The 18,916-nt window shown below is 72.5% G+C and carries 15 protein-coding genes; 12 read left to right on the forward strand and 3 right to left on the reverse strand.

Going from position 1 to position 18,916, the window contains the following annotated elements; translation table 11 throughout:
- Positions 1 to 57: 57 nt before the first annotated feature.
- Positions 58 to 1,821 carry a dolichyl-phosphate-mannose--protein mannosyltransferase gene (locus ACIBBD_RS26060; protein WP_399421957.1) on the reverse strand — a complete coding sequence of 588 codons (1,764 nt, stop codon included), beginning with the start codon at positions 1,819 to 1,821 and terminating at the stop codon, positions 58 to 60.
- 63 nt (positions 1,822 to 1,884) lie between these two features.
- Between ACIBBD_RS26060 and rsmI the strand changes: the two genes are divergently transcribed.
- The 12 genes from rsmI to ACIBBD_RS26120 all read left to right on the forward strand — a co-directional run bounded on the left by rsmI (position 1,885) and on the right by ACIBBD_RS26120 (position 16,663).
- Positions 1,885 to 2,742, forward strand: coding sequence for a 16S rRNA (cytidine(1402)-2'-O)-methyltransferase (gene rsmI / locus ACIBBD_RS26065; protein WP_399421958.1), 858 nt, complete (start codon positions 1,885 to 1,887; stop codon positions 2,740 to 2,742).
- 395 nt (positions 2,743 to 3,137) lie between these two features.
- Positions 3,138 to 3,569 carry a hypothetical protein gene (locus ACIBBD_RS26070; RefSeq protein ID WP_399421959.1) on the forward strand — a complete coding sequence of 144 codons (432 nt, stop codon included), beginning with the start codon at positions 3,138 to 3,140 and terminating at the stop codon, positions 3,567 to 3,569.
- Positions 3,570 to 3,630: 61 nt separating this feature from the next.
- Positions 3,631 to 4,509, forward strand: coding sequence for a TatD family hydrolase (locus tag ACIBBD_RS26075; RefSeq protein ID WP_399421960.1), 879 nt, complete (start codon positions 3,631 to 3,633; stop codon positions 4,507 to 4,509).
- Between the two features lie 170 nt (positions 4,510 to 4,679).
- Complete coding sequence (locus ACIBBD_RS26080) at positions 4,680 to 6,212, forward strand: ubiquitin-like domain-containing protein (protein ID WP_399421961.1); 1,533 nt, start codon at positions 4,680 to 4,682, stop codon at positions 6,210 to 6,212.
- 242 nt (positions 6,213 to 6,454) lie between these two features.
- A complete protein-coding gene (rsmA, locus tag ACIBBD_RS26085) occupies positions 6,455 to 7,327 on the forward strand; it encodes a 16S rRNA (adenine(1518)-N(6)/adenine(1519)-N(6))-dimethyltransferase RsmA (protein WP_399421962.1) in 873 nt (290 codons plus the stop codon).
- Complete coding sequence (locus ACIBBD_RS26090) at positions 7,324 to 8,220, forward strand: 4-(cytidine 5'-diphospho)-2-C-methyl-D-erythritol kinase (protein WP_399421963.1); 897 nt, start codon at positions 7,324 to 7,326, stop codon at positions 8,218 to 8,220. Before rsmA ends, ACIBBD_RS26090 begins: the two co-directional genes overlap by 4 nt.
- A gap of 72 nt (positions 8,221 to 8,292) precedes the next feature.
- Complete coding sequence (locus ACIBBD_RS26095) at positions 8,293 to 10,101, forward strand: ABC-F family ATP-binding cassette domain-containing protein (RefSeq protein ID WP_399421964.1); 1,809 nt, start codon at positions 8,293 to 8,295, stop codon at positions 10,099 to 10,101.
- 467 nt (positions 10,102 to 10,568) lie between these two features.
- A complete protein-coding gene (locus tag ACIBBD_RS26100) occupies positions 10,569 to 12,422 on the forward strand; it encodes a PQQ-binding-like beta-propeller repeat protein (protein ID WP_399421965.1) in 1,854 nt (617 codons plus the stop codon).
- Positions 12,423 to 12,582: 160 nt separating this feature from the next.
- Positions 12,583 to 14,814, forward strand: a complete 2,232-nt coding sequence (locus ACIBBD_RS26105) for a PQQ-binding-like beta-propeller repeat protein (protein WP_399421966.1) — start codon at positions 12,583 to 12,585, stop codon at positions 14,812 to 14,814.
- Between the two features lie 264 nt (positions 14,815 to 15,078).
- Positions 15,079 to 15,786 (forward strand): LuxR C-terminal-related transcriptional regulator, encoded by a 708-nt coding sequence (locus ACIBBD_RS26110; RefSeq protein ID WP_399421967.1) that lies wholly within the window; start codon positions 15,079 to 15,081, stop codon positions 15,784 to 15,786.
- 154 nt (positions 15,787 to 15,940) lie between these two features.
- Positions 15,941 to 16,111: a hypothetical protein gene (locus ACIBBD_RS26115; protein ID WP_399421968.1), complete on the forward strand. Its 171-nt coding sequence runs from the start codon at positions 15,941 to 15,943 to the stop codon at positions 16,109 to 16,111.
- A 204-nt stretch (positions 16,112 to 16,315) separates the two neighbouring features.
- On the forward strand, positions 16,316 to 16,663 hold the full coding sequence (locus ACIBBD_RS26120; protein ID WP_399421969.1) for a hypothetical protein: 348 nt from the start codon (positions 16,316 to 16,318) through the stop codon (positions 16,661 to 16,663).
- Between the two features lie 101 nt (positions 16,664 to 16,764).
- Here ACIBBD_RS26120 and ACIBBD_RS26125 read toward each other — a convergent pair whose 3' ends face one another.
- Both ACIBBD_RS26125 and ACIBBD_RS26130 read right to left on the reverse strand, forming a co-directional pair.
- On the reverse strand, positions 16,765 to 17,136 hold the full coding sequence (locus ACIBBD_RS26125; RefSeq protein WP_399421970.1) for a hypothetical protein: 372 nt from the start codon (positions 17,134 to 17,136) through the stop codon (positions 16,765 to 16,767).
- 36 nt (positions 17,137 to 17,172) lie between these two features.
- On the reverse strand, positions 17,173 to 18,852 hold the full coding sequence (locus ACIBBD_RS26130; protein WP_399421971.1) for a sodium:solute symporter family protein: 1,680 nt from the start codon (positions 18,850 to 18,852) through the stop codon (positions 17,173 to 17,175).
- Between the last annotated feature and the right edge of the window lie 64 nt (positions 18,853 to 18,916).

Raw genomic sequence — 18,916 nt, forward strand, 5'->3', positions numbered from 1 at the left:
GAAGTTGTCCGAACGGAGATCGGATCCTGGGGACAAAGGGGCGATCAGGGGGCTGACTCAGACCCAGGTATCCAGCCACATACGTGAACGCCAGGAGTCGATCGGGATCGCCTGGCCCGTGTAGAGCGGCCAGAAGTAGATGAAGTTCCACGCGATCAGCAGCACCAGCACGCCCGCGCCCGTCGCCCCGACCACCCGCCGTGTGTCGCTCGACCCCGGCCGCCCGACGATCGCCCCGATCATCATCGCCACCGCCAGACACAGGAACGGCAGGAAGACGACCGCGTAGAACAGGAAGATCGTGCGCTCCTGGTACAGGAACCACGGCAGGTAGCCGGCCACGACGCCGCAGGCGATCGCGCCCGCGCGCCAGTCGCGGCGGAAGAGCCAGCGCCACAGCACGAACAGGACCGCGAAACAGGCCGCCCACCACAGCACCGGCGTACCGATCGCCAGGACCTCGCGCGCGCACTTCTCGCCCGCGTCCACCGGACAGCCGTCCTGGCCGGGCGCCGGCGACTCGTAGAAGTACGACACCGGACGGCCCAGGACGATCCAGCTCCACGGGTTCGACTGGTACGTGTGCGGAGACGTCAGGTGGGTGTGGAACTCGTACACCTCGTGCTCGTAGTGCCACAGGCTGCGCCACCAGTCCGGGAACAGCCACGTCCAGCTGCCGCCCCTGCCGTCGGTGGCCGCCCAGTCGCGGTAGTAGCCGCCGGAGCCGTCGTCGGCGGAGAGGATCCAGCCGGTCCAGGACACGAGGTAGGTGACGAGCGCGACCGGGACGGTGGCCAGGAACGCCAGGCCCGTGTCGCGCCTGAGGACCGTCAGGTACGGGCGGCGGGCACCGGCCACCCGGCGCGAGGCGACGTCCCACACCACCGTCATCAGGCAGAACGCGACCATGATGTACAGGCCGTTCCACTTGGTGCCGATGGCCAGGCCCAGCATCACACCGGCCGCCCAGCGCCAGGGGCGCCACCCCAGGCGCGTCGTCTCGGCGACGTGCGCGTCCGGGCGGTGGCGTCCGTCCGCGTCCGGCGGCAGCGCGGCGGCGAGCCGCTCCCGCGCCTTGTCCCGGTCGATCACCAGACAGCCGAACGTCGCCAGCACGAAGAACATCAGCACCCCGTCGAGCAGCGAGGTGCGGCTCATCACGAAGTGCAGCCCGTCGACCGCCATCAGGGCGCCCGCGAGACACCCCAGGAACGTCGAGCGGAAGAGGCGGCGGCCGATGCGGCACAGCATCAGCACGGACAGGGTCCCGAGCACGGCGGTCATGAACCGCCAGCCGAACGGGTCGAACCCGAAGAGCAGCTCACCCAGCCCGATGACGTACTTGCCGACCGGCGGGTGCACCACGTACGCCGCGTCCGTCGGGATGGCGACGTGACCACCCGAGGAGAGGATGAGGTCGTTGGCGTTCTTGTCCCAGTTGACCTCGAAACCGCGGTGGACCAGCGCCCAGGCGTCCTTGGCGTAGTACGTCTCGTCGAATATCACCGCCTTCGGGCTGCCCAGGTTCCAGAACCGCAGCACGCCCGCCACCAGCGTGACCAGCAGCGGACCGCCCCAGCCCGACCAGCGGGTGAGGCGCTCGGCCAGGGTCGGCGGCACGCCGAGCACATGCCACAGGCGCGGGCTCGGCTCGGCGAACGGCGGCACCAGCCGCTCCCGGACGTCGCGGGCCGGCTCCGCCGTGTAGCCGAAACGGCGCAGCCGCTGCCGCCACGACGGCCGCTGGTCCTGCGGCGTCTGGTCCTGCTGCCGGTGGTCCGTGGAGTCCGTGGAGTCCGTGGAGGACGCGGTACTGGTCACCGCGCCATCGTAGGGAACCCTTCTGTGGGATTCCCGTGCCTCACCCCCTGCGAGACTGGAAACGTGACAGTCGCACCCGGAACCCTGGTCCTTGCAGGCACCCCCATCGGGGACATCGCGGACGCCCCGCCCCGGCTCGCCGAGGAGTTGGCCGCCGCCGACGTCGTCGCCGCCGAGGACACCCGCCGGCTGCGCCGGCTGACGCAGGCGCTGGGCGTGACGCCCAAGGGGCGCGTGGTGTCGTACTTCGAGGGCAACGAGTCCGCCCGTACGCCCGAACTGGTCGAGGAGCTGCTCGGCGGGGCGCGTGTGCTGCTCGTCACCGACGCGGGGATGCCGTCCGTCTCCGACCCCGGGTACCGGCTGGTCGCCGCGGCCGTCGAGAAGGACGTCCGGGTCACCGCCGTGCCCGGCCCGTCCGCGGTCCTCACCGCCCTCGCCCTGTCCGGGCTGCCCGTCGACCGCTTCTGCTTCGAGGGGTTCCTGCCGCGGAAGGCGGGGGAGCGGCTGTCGCGGCTGCGGGAGGTCGAGCGGGAGCGGCGCACCCTCGTTTACTTCGAGGCCCCGCACCGGCTGGACGACACCCTCGCCGCGATGGCCGAGGTGTTCGGCGGGGAGCGGCGGGCCGCCGTCTGCCGTGAGCTGACGAAGACGTACGAGGAGGTCCGGCGCGGTCCGCTGGCCGAGCTGGCCGAGTGGGCGGCGCAGGGCGTGCGCGGCGAGATCACCGTCGTCGTCTCCGGCGCGCCCGAGCGCGGGCCCGAGGAACTCGGCGCGGAGGAACTGGTGCGGCGGGTGCGGGTGCGCGAGGAGGCCGGCGAGCGTCGCAAGGAGGCGATCGCGGCGGTGGCGGCGGAGGCCGGACTGCCGAAGCGGGAGGTGTTCGACGCGGTGGTCGCGGCGAAGCACTCCGCGGGGTGAGCGCCGGCCGCCACGCCGAACAGCGACGGCGGCGCCGCGCGGCCGGCCGGCCGCCGTCCCTGCCGGCCGCGGGCTGGCGCCGGGTACGGAAGAGCGCCGGGGGCTGACGCGGGATGCGGGCCGCGGGCCGCCCGTGACCGGCCGCGCGGTTCCCCGCGCCCCCCGGGGCGCTGTCCCACCGGGCGGTAAAGAACCGTCCCCGAGTGCAAAGCTCAGCTGCCCTCCCCCGTACCGCTGCGGCAAGGAACGCCCAAATCGGGCCCAACACTCGACAGGTCGGCTGCGCTCGCCCCGGCGGCGCAGTCCACTGGACGCGGGGACGCACCCGTCCCTCGCCCTCACGGTGGGGAACCCCCTCGCCGAGGGCGACTGTCCAGCGGACATCAGGAGCCGGCATGAGCGAGATCACAGGGCACACCGGCCTGCGCGCCGCGGCGATCCCCGTCGTGCACGAGTCGTACTCCTTCGCCTGCATGCGCTGCGGGCACGGCTGGGAGCAGTCGTACGAGATCGAGCACCACACGGACGCCGACGGCCACGAGTTCGTCGTCTACGTGGCCGACGGCCGGATCGTGCCGTCCCCGCTGAGCCACCCGAGCTGCCAGAACTGCGACGGACGCCTGGTGCGCATCATGCGGGCGGGGCAGGTCTCGTCGGTGCTCAGCGCGGTCCGGCCGCGCCAGGCGCCGCCGGCCGGGCCGACGCGGGCGCCGGTGACCGCCGCCGAGCGGAACGAGGGACCCGACGGGCACGGTGAGCGGCCGCGGGAGTCCCACCACTGGCACCTGTCCGACCTCCTGCACCCCTTCCACCGCAAGGCGGGCTGAGCCGGTCGGCGACCGGCAGGCGGCGCCCGGCGCGGGTCCGCCCCTTTCGTAGGATCGGGGCATGCCTTCGAACGCCGACAAGAACGCGGCGCCGCCGCTCCCGGTCCCCCTCCGGGTGCCGGTCGCCGACTCCCACACCCACCTCGACATGCAGTCCGGCACGGTGGAGGAGGGCCTCGCGAAAGCCGCGTCGGTCGGGGTGACGACCGTCGTCCAGGTCGGCTGCGACATCCGCGGCTCCCGGTGGGCGGCCGAGACGGCGGCCGCCCACGCGAACGTCCACGCCGCCGTCGCCCTGCACCCGAACGAGGCCCCGCGCATCGTGCACGGTGACCCCGACGGCTGGTCCCGGCAGGGCGCGCGCGAGCCGGGAGGCGCGCCGGCGCTCGACGAGGCGCTCGCCGAGATCGACCGCCTGGCCGCGCTGCCCCAGGTGAAGGGCGTGGGCGAGACGGGACTGGACTACTTCCGCACCGGCCCCGAGGGCAAGGAGGCGCAGGAGCGCTCCTTCCGCGCCCACATCGAGATCGCCAAGCGGCGCGGCAAGGCCCTCGTCATCCACGACCGCGACGCCCATGCCGACGTCCTGCGCGTCCTGAAGGAGGAGGGCGCCCCCGAGCGCACCGTCTTCCACTGCTACTCCGGCGACGCCGAGATGGCGGAGATCTGCGCCCGCGCCGGATACTTCCTGTCCTTCGCCGGCAACGTCACCTTCAAGAACGCCCAGAACCTGCGCGACGCCCTCGCCGTCGCCCCCCTGGAGCTGGTCCTCGTGGAGACCGACGCGCCCTTCCTGACCCCGGCGCCCTACCGCGGCCGGCCCAACGCGCCGTACCTCGTGCCGGTCACCGTCCGTGCCATGGCCGCCGTCCGCGGCATCGACGAGGACGCCATGGCGACCGCCCTCGCCGCCAACACGGCCCGCGCCTTCGACTACTGACCCGTACGGCTCATACGAGTGCCGAACGCCGACCGCAGACCGGTACGGGACTCACCCGAACACAACTGTGGGTAGCCGCGTCGCTTTGGAGAGTGACGATCGCTCCGCTAGGTTCTGGGGGCCCGATCCGGACCCCTCTGGACCCCCTCCGGCCCCTGGAGCGTGTCGGCGTGAGCAACTCCCAGTACCAGACGTTCGAGCCGCACGGCCCGGGCGAGCCGTACGGCGCGGATCCGGCCCCCGAGCCGTCGGCGTACGACCCGCCCCCCGATCTGCACAGCGCCGAGACGCTGACCTACGGGGTGTACCCGGCACCCACGCCGTACGACGACACGTACCGGCCCGCGTACGAGGCGTCGGGGCACGAGCCGCGTCCGTGCGGAGCGCCTCCGTACGAGACGCCTCCGTACGCACCGCGCCCGTCCCCACCGCCCTCGTACGAGTCCCCCGAGCCGGCACTGTCGCGTCGGACGGACGCCGCGCCCGGTACCGGCGCGCCCGCGCCCGTGGCGCCCGCGCCGGTCGCGCCGACGCTCGTCGCGCCCGTCGCACCCGCGGGGACCGGGCGGCGGGCGGGGCGCCGGCGCAGGGCGCGCTCCGCCGAGCGCCCGGACTCCGCCATCCGCCGGCTGCTCCCGCAGGCGCTGGTCGTCGTCTTCCTGGCGGGCGGCACCACCGCGTTCGTCGCGCAGGACAAGGCGGTCGAACTGACCGTCGACGGCAGGTCGCGCACCCTGCACACCTTCGCCGACGACGTGACCGAGCTGCTCGCGGAGGAGGGCGTGCGGGTGGGGGCGCACGACGTGGTGGCGCCCGCCCCCGGCACGGCGCTCGCCAGCGGCGACGAGATCGCGGTGCGGTACGGGCGTCCCGTGCGGCTCATCCTGGACGGTCACCGGCGCGAGGTGTGGACGACGGCGCACACGGTGGAGGAGGCGCTCGAACAGCTGGGCGTGCGTGCCGAGGGCGCGTATCTCTCCACCTCGCGCTCCCGGCGCATCGGACGGGCGGGGCTCGCGCTGGACGTGCGCACCGAGCGCGCGCTGACGATCATGGCCGACGGCCGCGCCCGCACCGTCCGCACCAACGCGGCGACCGTGCGCGAGGCCGTCGAGGAGGCCGGGATCACCCTGCGCGGCCAGGACACCACCTCCGTCCCGCCGGGCAGCTTCCCGCGCGACGGGCAGACGGTCACCGTGCTGCGGATCACCGGCACCCGGGAGGCGCGGGAGGAGGCGATCCCGTTCGAGGTGCGGCGGACCGAGGACCCCTCGCTGTTCAAGGGCACGGAAGTGGTGGAGCGGGCCGGGCAGCCGGGGCTGCGGCGGGAGACGTACCTGCTGCGCACCGTCAACGGCGTCCGGCAGAGGCCGAAGCGGATCAGGACCGAGATCGTGCGCGAGCCGCGCGCGCAGGTGGTGAAGGTGGGCACCAAGCCGCGGCCGGTCTCCGCGCGGGGGTCCGACGGCCTGAACTGGCAGGGCCTCGCGGCCTGCGAGTCCGGCGGCCGCCCCGACGCGGTGGACCCGTCGGGGACCTACGGCGGCCTGTACCAGTTCGACACCCGCACCTGGCAGAGCCTCGGCGGCAGCGGCCGCCCCCAGGACGCCCCGGCGGCCGAACAGACCCTCCGGGCGAAGAAGCTCTACAAACGCCGAGGCGCCACCCCTTGGCCCCACTGCGGCACCCACCTGCACAGCTGACCGACGCCACCCCTGCCGACCCGCCGACACCGGGTTGCGCGACCCGGCCCCACGCACGGTCGCCGGGTGCCTGAGACTCCCACGCACCGTCGCCGGGCAACCGGGCCGGCCCGGCCCCGGTGCCGGGCACCCGGCAACCTCACCCGCCGCCGGGCAGGCAAACTCACGGCTCCCGGCAGCCGCCAAGCCCACCCGGCAGCCGGCCGGGCAACCGGCGACCCGCAGGCCCGTACCCTTGTCCCGTGAGCAGCCCCACCCCCGACGCCCTCCTGGGCCCCGCCGACATCCGCGAACTGGCGGCAGCCCTCGGTGTGCGCCCCACCAAGCAGCGCGGTCAGAACTTCGTGATCGACGCGAACACGGTCCGCCGTATCGTCCGTACCGCGGAGGTGCGCCCGGACGACGTGGTCGTCGAGGTCGGGCCGGGGCTCGGCTCCCTGACGCTGGCGCTGCTGGAGGTCGCCGACCGGGTCACGGCCGTCGAGATCGACGCCGTCCTGGCCGCCGCGCTGCCCGCGACGATCGCGGCGCGGATGCCGGAGCGCGCGGAGCGGTTCGCGCTGGTGCACTCCGACGCGATGCACGTGACCGAGCTGCCCGGCCCCGCCCCGACCGCGCTGGTGGCGAACCTGCCGTACAACGTCGCCGTTCCCGTGCTGCTGCACATGCTCGACACCTTCCCGAGCATCGAGCGCACCCTCGTCATGGTCCAGTCGGAGGTCGCCGACCGCCTCGCCGCCGCGCCCGGCTCGAAGGTCTACGGCGTGCCGTCCGTCAAGGCCAACTGGTACGCCGAGGTCAAGCGCTCCGGCGCCATCGGACGCAACGTCTTCTGGCCCGCGCCGAACGTCGACAGCGGGCTGGTCTCCCTGGTCCGCCGGACCGAGCCGGTGAAGACCACCGCATCGAAGAGAGAGGTCTTCGCGGTCGTCGACGCGGCGTTCGCCCAGCGCCGCAAGACGCTGCGGGCCGCGCTCGCCGGCTGGGCGGGATCCGCCCCGGCCGCGGAGGCGGCCCTCGTCGCGGCCGGCGTGTCCCCGCAGGCGCGCGGCGAGTCGCTGACCGTCGAGGAGTTCGCCCGCATCGCCGAGCACCGGGGGAAGGATTCCGAGTGAGCATCACCGTGCGCGTGCCCGCCAAGGTCAACGTCCAGCTCGCCGTCGGCGCCGCCCGCCCCGACGGCTTCCACGACCTGGCGAACGTCTTCCTCGCGGTCGGCCTGTACGACGAGGTCACGGTGGAGCCGGCCGACGAGCTGCGCGTGACCTGCGAGGGCCCGGACGCCGGCCAGGTCCCCCTGGACCGGACCAACCTGGCCGCGCGGGCCGCCGTCGCGCTCGCCGAGCGGTACGGCCGCACCCCCGACGTGCATCTGCACATCGCCAAGGACATCCCCGTCGCCGGAGGCATGGCGGGCGGCAGCGCGGACGGTGCCGCCGCGCTCCTCGCCTGCGACGCGCTGTGGGGCACGCGCGCGTCCCGCGACGAACTGCTGGAGATCTGCGCCGAACTGGGCAGCGACGTCCCCTTCAGCCTGGTCGGCGGCGCCGCGCTCGGCACCGGGAGGGGCGAGAAGCTGACCCCCCTGGAGGTCGGCGGCACCTTCCACTGGGTGTTCGCGATGGCCGAGCGCGGGCTGTCGACACCGGCCGTCTTCCGGGAGTTCGACCGGCTCACCGAGGGCCTCGACGTCCCCGGACCCGTCGCCTCCGAGCACCTCCTCGACGCCCTCGCCCAGGGGGACCCCGACGCGCTCGCCGCCACCGTCCACAACGACCTCCAGCCCGCCGCCCTGTCGCTCTTCTCCGAACTCGCCGACACCCTCGCCGCCGGACGCGCGGCGGGCGCGCTCGCCGCGCTCGTCTCGGGATCGGGCCCCACCACCGCGTTCCTCGCCCGCGACACCGCCTCCGCGGCGCGGGTCGCCGAGGAGCTGCGCGCGTCCGGCACCTGCCGGAGCGTGCGCACCGCGTCGGGGCCGGCGCGGGGGGCGACCGTGCTCGGCTGACCGCGGTGGACCGGCCACCGACCCGCGCGCATTACGCTGGGAGGCTGACCGATCCCCCCGGGCAGGAGAAAAATGGCCGTCAACCTGGTCAATGTCGAGAACGTCAGCAAGGTGTACGGCACGCGTGCCCTGCTCGACGGCGTCTCCCTCGGCGTCTCCGAGGGGGACCGCATCGGCGTGGTCGGCCGCAACGGCGACGGCAAGACGACGCTGATCCGGATGCTCGCCAAGCTGGAGGAGGCCGACACCGGGCGCGTCACCCACTCCGGCGGCCTGCGACTGGGCGTGCTGACCCAGCACGACTCCCTCGACCCGACGGCCACCGTCCGGCACGAGGTCATCCGCGACCTCGCCGACCACGAGTGGGCGGGCAACGCCAAGATCAGGGACGTGCTCACCGGTCTCTTCGGCGGTCTCGACCTGCCCGGCTTCCCCCAGGGCCTCGACACCGTCATCGGCCCCCTCTCCGGCGGTGAGCGCCGCCGGATCGCGCTCGCCAAGCTGCTCATCGAGGACCAGGACCTGATCGTCCTCGACGAGCCCACCAACCACCTCGACGTCGAGGGCATCGCCTGGCTCGCGCAGCACCTGCGCGAGCGGCGGTCCGCGCTCGTCTGCGTCACCCACGACCGCTGGTTTCTCGACCAGGTCTGCACCCGCATGTGGGACGTCCAGCGCGGTGTCGTCCACGAGTACGAGGGCGGCTACTCCGACTACGTCTTCGCCCGCGCCGAGCGCGAGCGCATCGCGGCCACGGAGGAGACCAAGCGGCAGAACCTCGTCCGCAAGGAACTCGCCTGGCTCCGCCGGGGCGCCCCCGCGCGCACCTCCAAGCCCCGCTTCCGCGTCGAGGCCGCCAACGAGCTCATCGCGGACGTGCCGCCGCCCCGGGACAGCAGCGAGCTGATGAAGTTCGCGTCCTCCCGGCTCGGCAAGACCGTCTTCGACCTCGAGGACGTCACCGTGCAGGCCGGCCCGAAGGTGCTGCTCAAGCACGTCACCTGGCAGCTCGGCCCCGGCGACCGCATCGGCCTCGTCGGCGTGAACGGCGCCGGCAAGACCTCCCTGCTGCGCGCCATGGCCGAGGCCGCCCGCACCCAGGGCGAGGTCCAGCCGGCCGGCGGCCGGATCGCCGTCGGCCGGACCGTCAAGCTCGCCTACCTCTCCCAGGAGGTCGCCGAACTCGACCCCGACTGGCGGGTCCTGGAAGCCGTCCAGCGGGTGCGGGAGCGCGTCGACCTCGGCAAGGGGCGCGAGATGACCGCCGGGCAGCTGTGCGAGACGTTCGGCTTCGGCAAGGAGAAGCAGTGGACGCCGGTGGGGGACCTGTCGGGTGGTGAGCGCCGCCGCCTGCAGCTCCTGCGCCTCCTCATGGACGAGCCCAACGTCCTCTTCCTCGACGAGCCCACCAACGACCTCGACATCGAGACCCTCACCCAGCTCGAGGACGTCCTCGACGGCTGGCCCGGCTCGATGATCGTCATCTCCCACGACCGCTTCTTCGTCGAGCGCACCACCGACAAGGTGTACGCCCTCCTCGGCGACGCCACCCTGCGCATGCTCCCGCGCGGCATCGACGAGTACCTGGAGCGGCGCCACCGGATGGAGGAGGCGGCCGCCGCCGCGGCCCCCGTCCCGGCCGCCCAGAGGCCCGCCCCCGAGAAGAGCTCCGCCGACCAGCGCGCCACCAAGAAGGAACTCCAGAAGATCGAGCGCCAGCTGGACCGCATCTCCGACAAGGAGAGCAAGCTGCACACCCAGATCGCCGACAACGCCACCGACTTCGAGAAGGTCGCCCGGCTCGACGCCGAACTGCGCGAGCTGGCGGGCGAGCGTGAGGAACTGGAGCTGCGCTGGCTGGAGCTGGCGGAGGACGCGTAGCGACGAGGCGCGAACGGGGGACAGATAGCGACGAGGCGCGAACGGGGGACAGATAGCGACGAGGCGCGAACGGGGGCGCGCACGCCGTGACGGTACGGCGTGCGCGACCGTCCCGCGCGCCCGCTTTCCACGGCACTCGGCACCGCACACCAGCCACCGCCCGCCCGGCGTGAAGTGAACCTCGCGCGCCCTCCACATCCGGCGCGAACCGTTCCCCGCGCGCCGCCCCTCACCCCCACGTCCCCGCGCGCGGTACCAGCGCGTGCGCTGCGTGAAGGGGGAGTGAAGGCGCGTAACGACGGCATCACGGGGCGGTGCGCCCTTGGGAACAGGCGCGGATCCGGCCCGGTGTGTTGTCGGTCCCGGGTGATAGAAAGAGCCGTCTGACAACTTTTTTGAATACGACTCTGGGTCCGTCACGAACCTCAGGGCGTGGCTAAAAATCAGTGACGAGGGGGAACACGCTGATGGCTCAGCCGCCCAACCAGCCGCCGCAGCAGGGCGGTTTCGGAGCACCGCAGCAACAGCCCCAGGACCAGCCGCCGCAGGCTCCACCGCCTTCGCAGCCCGCCCAGGGCGGCTTCGGCGCACCGCAGATGCCGGCCCAGCAGCCGCAGGCCCCGCAGCCCGGTTACGGCTACCCGCAGCAACCGCCCGCGCAGCCCGGCCCCTACGGCGCCCCGGCCGCGCCGGGTCCGTACGGTCAGCCGCAGCAGCCCGGTGGCCCGTACGGTCAGCCGCAGCAGCCCGGTGGCCCGTACGGCGGGCCGCAGCAGCCGGGACCGTACGGCCAGCCCGCCGGGCCCTACGGGCAGCAGCCCGGTTACGGCTACCCGCCCCCGCCCGGAGCCCAGTTCCCCGGAGCCCCCGGCACCCCGCCGCCCGGCTCGCGCGGCCCCTTCAAGGGGAAGCCCGCCCTGGTCGTCGGCGCGGCGGTCGCGGCGCTGCTGGTGATCGGCGGGGCGGTGTTCGCGGTCACGGGCGGCGACGACGGCGAGAACAAGAAGCCGGTCGCCGGGCCGAGCGACGACGGGAAGGCGACCGCGAGCGGAAGCCCGGTCAACCCCGGTGACGGCGACGGCGACGGCGGCGAGGATCCGGAGGACTTCAACGCGGGCCGCAAGTCCGGCGAGGCCAAGGTGCTCTGGTACAAGGAGGCGCCCGACGCGCCCGCCTCCGGCGCCGACGCCCCCGGCATGTGGGTCACCTCCAAGACGGCGGTGAAGGCGGCCTACAAGGAGGTCGTCGCCTACAACGTCGGTGACGGCAAGCCGACCTGGGACACCATCACGTTCCCGCAGAAGATATGCGCGGTCACCCCGCAGAAGACGGCGGACGACAAGATCGTCGTGGCGTACATGAGCGGCACCAGCGACCGCGCCAAGTGCAACCAGCTCCAGCAGATCGACCTCAACACCGGTGCCCAGGGCTGGAAGGCGGTCGTCGCGGACGGCGCGCTGTTCGACAGTGCGATCACCATCGAGCTGTCGCTCGCGGGCAACACGCTGATGGTGGGCCGTTCGCAGTCCGGCACGGCGTACGACGTCCGTACCGGCAAGACGCTGTGGGAGAAGAAGAAGTACGGTGAGTCCTGCTTCCCCACCGCCTTCGCGGGCGGCACCAAGCTGATCTCGGTGGCGTCCTGCGACGCGACCGGCGCCGACGAGCACGACGAGGTCCAGGAGCTGGACCCGGCGACCGGCAAGGTCAAGTGGACCCAGAGGTTCGACAAGGGCTGGACGGTCTCCCGCACGTACTCCGTCGACCCGCTGGTCATCTACAGCACCAACAAGGACGAGAACGCCTGGAACATCTCGGCGTTCAAGGCGGACGGCACGTTCCGTTCGCAGGTCGCCTTCGACGAGGACTTCCTGCCCGAGTGCGGCTGGGCCGTCCTGCAGCGCAACCTGACCGGCTGTGAGGGCACCGCCGCCGACGCCAACACCCTGTACCTGCCGACCGAGGCGACCAGCGGCCCCAACGAGATCGTCGCGATCGACCTCGCCACCGGCAAGGAGAAGTGGCGCGTGAAGTCCCCGGCGGACGAGTCGATGATGCCGGTGCGGATGGACGGCGGGAACCTCGTCGCGTACGTCGAGCCGTCGTACGACGCGGCCGGCCGGGTCGTGTCGATCCCGACGGCCGGTTCCGCGCACACGCCGACGACACTGCTGCAGCTGCCCGAGAGCACGATCGACCTCGAGGACGGCTTCTACTCGCGGGACACCGCCTGGGCCGACGGGCGCTTCTACCTCTCCTCCACCCGGCTGACGGGCAACGACGACACGAAGGAGAAGCTGATGCTCGCCTACGGCAAGTGAGGCGGGCTGTTGCGGCCGCGGCGGCGGCAGCACCGTCGGCTCACGCCGACACCCCCGCCGCCGGGCCGCCCCGGTCTTCCCGGTCTTCCCGGTCTCCCCGGTCCTGTCGTCCCGGCCCCGTGCCCCGTCTTCCCGAGCGTTCTCCCGAGGTACCCACACCATGACCCAGCCGCCACCTCCGCCGCCCAACCAGCCCCCGCAGGGCACACCCCAGGACCAGCCCCCGCAGCAGCCTCAGCAGGGCGCCTTCGGCGCACCCCAGCAGCAGCAGCCGCCGGCTCCGGCTCCGGCTCCCCAGGACGCGCAGCCCCAGGACGCCCCGCCGCAGGGCGGTCCCGGCGCCCCGCAGTCCCCGCCGCCGGCCCCGCCCGCGGCGCCCCAGCCTCCGCCCGAGGGCCCGCAGCTCAGCAAGTCGCCGAGCGGCCCCATGCCGCACCAGGCGGCCAACGCCGACCGGGTGCTCCAGAACTTCGCGGCGGCGAAGGCGGCCCAGGAGGCCCAGGCAGCCCAGGAGGCCCAGGCGGCGGCTCAGCCCCCGCAGCCCGGACAGCCCCCGCAGCCCGCCCAGCCAGGTCAGCCCCCGGCGCCCGGACAGCCCGCGCAGGGGCCCCCGGCCCCCACCCCGCCCCAGCCCCCGCAGCCCCAGCCGGGCTACGGCTACCCGCAGGCGGCCCCGCCCGCCCAGCCGCCCCAGCCCCCCACCGGCCCGGGCTACGGCTACCCGGCCCAGCCGGGCCGGCCGAACCCCTACGGCCAGCAGCCCGCGTACGGCCAGCAACCCGCGTACGGCCAGCAGACGGCGTACGGTCAGCCGGCCCCGTACGGCCAGCAGCCCGGCTACGGCTACCCGGGCCAGCCCGGTCAGCCGGGGTACCCGGGTGGCTACGCGGGCCAGCCGCCCACCATGCCCATGCACCCCCGGCCCGGCGGGCAGCCCGGTGCCGGACGCGGGATCAACGCCCAGGTCGCCATCATCGTCGCCGCGGTGGTCGCGATCGCGCTGATCATCGGCGGCGGCGTCTGGTACGCGAACTCGGGTGACAGCGGCAAGAAGGACGACACCGCGAGCTCCGGCGGCACGACCGGCGGGGGCGACGACAAGGGCGGCTCCGGCGGCACGTCCTCCGGCGGCACCGAGAAGGTGCCCGCCGACCCCGACGCCAAGGTCCTCTTCCAGATCCCGTCGCCCGCGGTCGCCAAGGACGACAGCGTCGTCGTGACCGGTTCCTGGCTGACCGAGAAGGCGTACGTGAAGTCGGGCGTCGCCGAGGTCGTCGGCTACGACCCGGTCAAGGGCACGAAGCTGTGGACGATCAAGCTGCCCGGCCCGGTCTGCACGGCCAGCGAGTACGCCACCGACGACGACAAGACGGCGATCGTCTTCCAGCCGAAGATGCCCGCGAAGGACTCCTCGGCCGGCTGCACGCAGGTCGCGGCGCTCGACCTCGCCGCGGGCAAGCAGCTGTGGACGAAGACCGTCTCGTCGGGCGACTACCCGGTCACCTTCGACAACGTCACCGTCAGCGCGCGCACGGTGGCCCTCGGCGCGACCGAGGGCGGCGCGGCCTTCGACATCGACAGCGGCAAGCAGCTGTGGGCGCCCAAGCCGGCCGACACCTGCTACGACGCCGGATACGGCGGTGGCGCCAAGCTGGTCGCGGTGCGCAAGTGCGGGGACTACGACGCGCGGCAGCTGCAGATCCAGACCATCGACCCGGCCTCCGGGAAGGTGCTCTCCGAGTACAAGATGGCCACCGGCATCGAGTACGCGAGCATCGTGTCGACGGACCCGCTGGTCGTGGCCGCCGACGTCGGCGACAGCGCCCAGGACGGCAGCGGCATCTCGGACTTCTTCTCCATCGACAACAAGACCGGCCAGCTCAAGACCCGCATCTCCGCTCCCGGCAAGCAGTTCGCGGCCCGCTGCGACGGCATCACCAAGATCGAGCAGTGCTCGGGTCTGGCGGTCGGCGCGAACCGGCTGTACATCCCGACGGAGGAGCACGACGGCACCGGCGAGTACAGCCAGACCAACGAGATCGTCGCCTTCGACCTGACCACGGGCAAGCAGACCGGCCAGCGCGCCGACGCCGGCGACGGCTACGAGCTCGTTCCGCTGCGCATGGACGGCAGCAACGTGATCGCGTACAAGTCGGCGCCGTACGACGAGGGCGGGCAGATCGTCAGCATCCACGGTGGCTCGTTCAAGCAGACGACGCTCCTGAAGAACCCGGACACGGAGTCGGTGGTGGACGCGGAGTCCAACATGTCCCCCGAGTACTCCGAGATCCTCTACTCCCAGGGGCGCCTGTACATGTCCGAGGTGTACGCCGACGACTCCACTTCGGGCGACCAGGAGTACCTGGCACTCGCCTTCGGCACCAGCGGCTGATCATCCCACCAGTGCCGCCGACGGCCCCGCCTCTGCTCAGGGGCGGGGCCGTTCACGTACCGCTCCGCACCCCCGCCTACGAGGAATTTCGGTGATCCGGGGCAGTTCTCGCCGGTAGGGGGAGCGCAACGTCGAACAAGCGTGTAGCTTCCGGGGGCATGAAGGACGGGGTGCCGGGGGGCACCTTTTGTCTGTCTGGGTCTTGTGTCCGGCGATGCCTGTTCGTCCGCGTGGGCATCCATGGGGGGACTGGGGGGTTGCTCGATGGGAGTGCGGCTCATGGTGGTCGACGACCACCGACTGCTCGCCGAGGCGTTGGCCTCGGCGCTGAAACTGCGGGGGCACCGGGTGCTCGCCGCGACGGCGCCCGCCGCGGGCGCGGCGGACCTCGTGATCACCCGGGCGCCGGAGGTGTGCCTGCTGGGGACGGCGGCCCCGGCCGAGCCGGGCATCTTCGATCCCGTGGTCCGGATCAAGCGGGAACGGCCGCAGGTGGCCGTCCTGGTCCTCGGCCCGGTCCCGAGCCCGCGCGGCATCGCGGCGGCCTTCGCGGCCGGCGCCTCCGGGTACGTACGGCACGACGAGCGCATCGAGGGCGTCGAGCGGGCGATCATCAAGGCGCGGGCGGGTGAGGCGGCGGTCGCCCCGCAGCTCCTCCAGGGCGCCTTCAGCGAACTCCTCAACCCCGCCGCCCAGCCCGACGACGAGGGCCAGCGCCTGCTCCGGATGCTCACCCCGCGCGAGGTCGAGGTCCTCGTCCGCGTCGCCGACGGCCAGGACACCCGCCTGATCGCGGCCGGCATGGGCATCGCCCCGTCCACGGCCCGCACCCACGTCCAACGCGTCCTGATGAAACTCGGCGTCGGCTCCCGCCTGGAAGCGGCGGCCCTGGCGGCGAGGACGGGCCTCCTGGACCGAGCGGGACCACTCCCGCACGGCCCGCGGGACATGGCCCCGGGACCGGACTCGTAGAACCCGGCGGCCCCGGGCCGGACTCGTAGAACCCGGCGGCCCCGGCCGGGGACTCCCACGGCGCCTCGCTCCTGCACGCCGAGGGCATGCGGCAGCGCCTCCTCGTCGCGCCGCCACGCACTGTTCCTCCGGCCCGTTCGACGTCGAGCCCGCCATGATCGGTGACCGGGTGTACGACGCCGTCGGCGTCGGACCCCTCATCACCCGCGGTGATCCCGAGCCGGTCGTCCGGCTCGCCATGCCGCACGGCCCCCTCTTGGACCCGGACGTCCTCCTCGCGTCCACCCTGCTGCACGTGTACAGCGACCCCCTGGTATCTGCGTGAGCTGGGCACGCCCGCCGAGGCCACTCGCCCCGCCCTCGCCCAGGCCCGGACCGGCACCGCCTGAGTCCCTTCGGGTGACGTGTCAGCAGTTGCCGCCGTCGACTCGGCGTGGCGCTGCTCAAAAGGTATAACCGTTACATACGGTGCGTAACCGTAACGTTTCGTAACGCGACGAAACGGGCTGCCCAGAGAAAAGGGGATGTAATGCGCAACCTTCGTAAGGCCGCTCTTGTGGCCGTCATGGTCGGAAGCCTCGGCCTGGCCACGGCGGGCGTCGCCTCCGCCCACGGCACCGACGACGGCTACGGCACGGCCAAGAAGGACGGGAACGGGGACAGGCAGTGCGTCCAGGCGGCTGACGCCAGCGCCTCCACGAGCGGCGACGGCCTGCTCGGCCTCCCGGACGTGAACCTCGCCCTGCTCGGCAACGTCTCGGAGACGACCGTGATCCAGCAGGTGTGCAACAACGGGGACGACAGCCTCGTCGGGGCTCTCTCCGGTGTGGAGACGAACCAGACGTCGGACGGCCTCCTGGAGCTCCTGCCCCTGTAGGTCTGAGAGCGGAGCGGCCCCGGGATCCGAAGCGTCGGATCCCGGGGCCGTCCTGCGTGCGCCAGGGGCCGCAACGCCCCGCGCGCGCCCCTGACGCGGGGCTACTCCTTCCGCGGGGCCTCCGACTCCGGCGGCAGCGGCAGCGCGGGCGGCGCCATCGGCCTCAGCTTCAGCCACACCAGGAAGAAGATCCCCAGCAGCAGCATCGCCAGACCCGTCCACAGGTTGATGTTGATCCCCTGGGCCTTGTCGATCGCCGCGTCGCCGTCCGTCAGGCCGACGATCGTGACGATGACGCCGTAGACGACGAAGAGGCCGCCGATGATGCGGCGCAGGTCGAAGATGCGGGCCGCGGTCGCGGACTTGTGCTCCAGCTCGGTGACTTCCCGCTGGACGTCGGCGTCGGAGTAGCCCGCCCGCCGCAGCCGCTCGGCTGCCTCGGCGCGGTGGTCGGGTTCGAATTGCTCGGACATGGTGTTTCCATCCTCCCGCGATCGGCGTCGACGGGCTCAGAACGAGAACGGGATGTAGCAGGCGGCCGCCAGGATCACCGCGCCCCAGCCCAGCAGGGCCGGCTTGCGGTACCAGGCGTCGTCGCCCGCCGCCGGCGGCTCGGCCATGCCGGGGGAGACGGTGCCGTAGACCAGGCCCTGGAGCTCCTCCGCCGGCTTGGGGGCGGTGAAGAGGGAGACCGCGACCATGACCACCGCGCCCGCCACGAAGCCCGCGATCGCCGAGACGAAGTTGGCGCCCTGGTCGGTGGGGATGCCGATGATGTCCTGCTTGTAGAGGACGAAGTAGTTCACCATCGCGGCCGTCGTGCCGGCCAGCAGGCCCCAGAAGCCCGACTTCATCGACGCCCGCTTCCAGAACATGCCGACGATGAAGACGACGAACATCGGCACGTTGAAGAAGGAGAACAGCGTCTGGAGGTAGCTCATGATGTTCGAGAACGACGAGGCCAGGAACGCCGTGCCGATCGACGCCACCACGCCGATCGCGGTGATCAGGCGGCCGAAGCGGACGTAGTACCCGTCCTCCCGGCCCTTCACCACGTACCTCGCCCAGATGTCGTTGGTGAACACCGTGTTGAAGGACGAGACGTTGGCCGCCATGCCGGCCATGAAGGCGGCGAGCAGACCGGTGACCGCGATGCCCAGGACGCCGTTGGGCAGCAGTTGTTCCATCAGGTACGGGATGGCGTCGTTGTACTGCAGGTCGGAGTCCGCGGTGCCGATGGTCGGGACCAGGACCGCCGCCACCAGACCCGGGATCATCACGAGGAAGACGATGAAGATCTTCGGGAACGCGGCGATCAGCGGGGTGCGCTGGGCCGCGGAGAGGTTCCTCGCGGACAGGGCGCGCTGGACCTCCGCGAAGTTCGTCGTCCAGTAGCCGAAGGACAGCACGAAACCGAGGCCGAGGACGATCGTCAGCCAGTTCGCGCCCAGCGGGTTGTCACTGCCGATGCCGGTGCCGCCCCACGCCGTGGTGAAGTCCGCCCCCTTGGTCTTCGTCAGTGAGTCCGTCAGGCCGTCCCAGCCGCCCACCGACTTCAGGCCCAGCACCGTCAGCGGGATCAGGGCCGCCAGGATCACGAAGAACTGGAGCACCTCGTTGTAGATCGCGGAGGACAGGCCGCCCAGCGTGATGTACGCCAGGACGAAGAAGCCCGCGACCACGATCGCCACCCACTGCGGCCAGCCCAGCAGGGCCTCGACGACGATCGCGAGCGCGTAGAGGTTCACGCCGGAGATCAGGATGGCGGCGAACGCGAACAGCAGGGAACTCAGCAGGTGCGCTCCCCTGTCGAAGCGCAGCAGCAGGAACTCGGGGACCGAGCGGACCTTGGAGCCGTAGTAGAACGGCATCATCACCAGGCCGAGGAAGACCATGGCGGGGATGGCGCCGATCCAGTACCAGTGGACGGTGTACGCGCCGTACTGCGCGCTGTTGGCGGCCATGCCCAGGATCTCCGTGGCCGCCAGGTTGGCCGAGATGAACGCGAGGCCGGTGATCCAGGCGGGCAGGGAGCGGCCCGAGAGGAAGAAGTCGAGGCTGGTCTTCACCGAGCGACGGGCGGCGAAGCCGATGCCGAGGACGACCACGAAGTAGATCCCGAGGATCGAGTAGTCGAGCCAGTTCGTGGGGAGCCGTAGCTCCGCAGCGAGATAAGTGGGGGTTCGCATGCACTGCTCGCTTCGTTTGGTGTTCTTTGTTTGATTGTGAGCGTGACGGGCGTGGGGGTTTGTG

The organism is Streptomyces sp. NPDC051315 (genome assembly GCF_044455165.1).
Classification (GTDB): domain Bacteria; phylum Actinomycetota; class Actinomycetes; order Streptomycetales; family Streptomycetaceae; genus Streptomyces.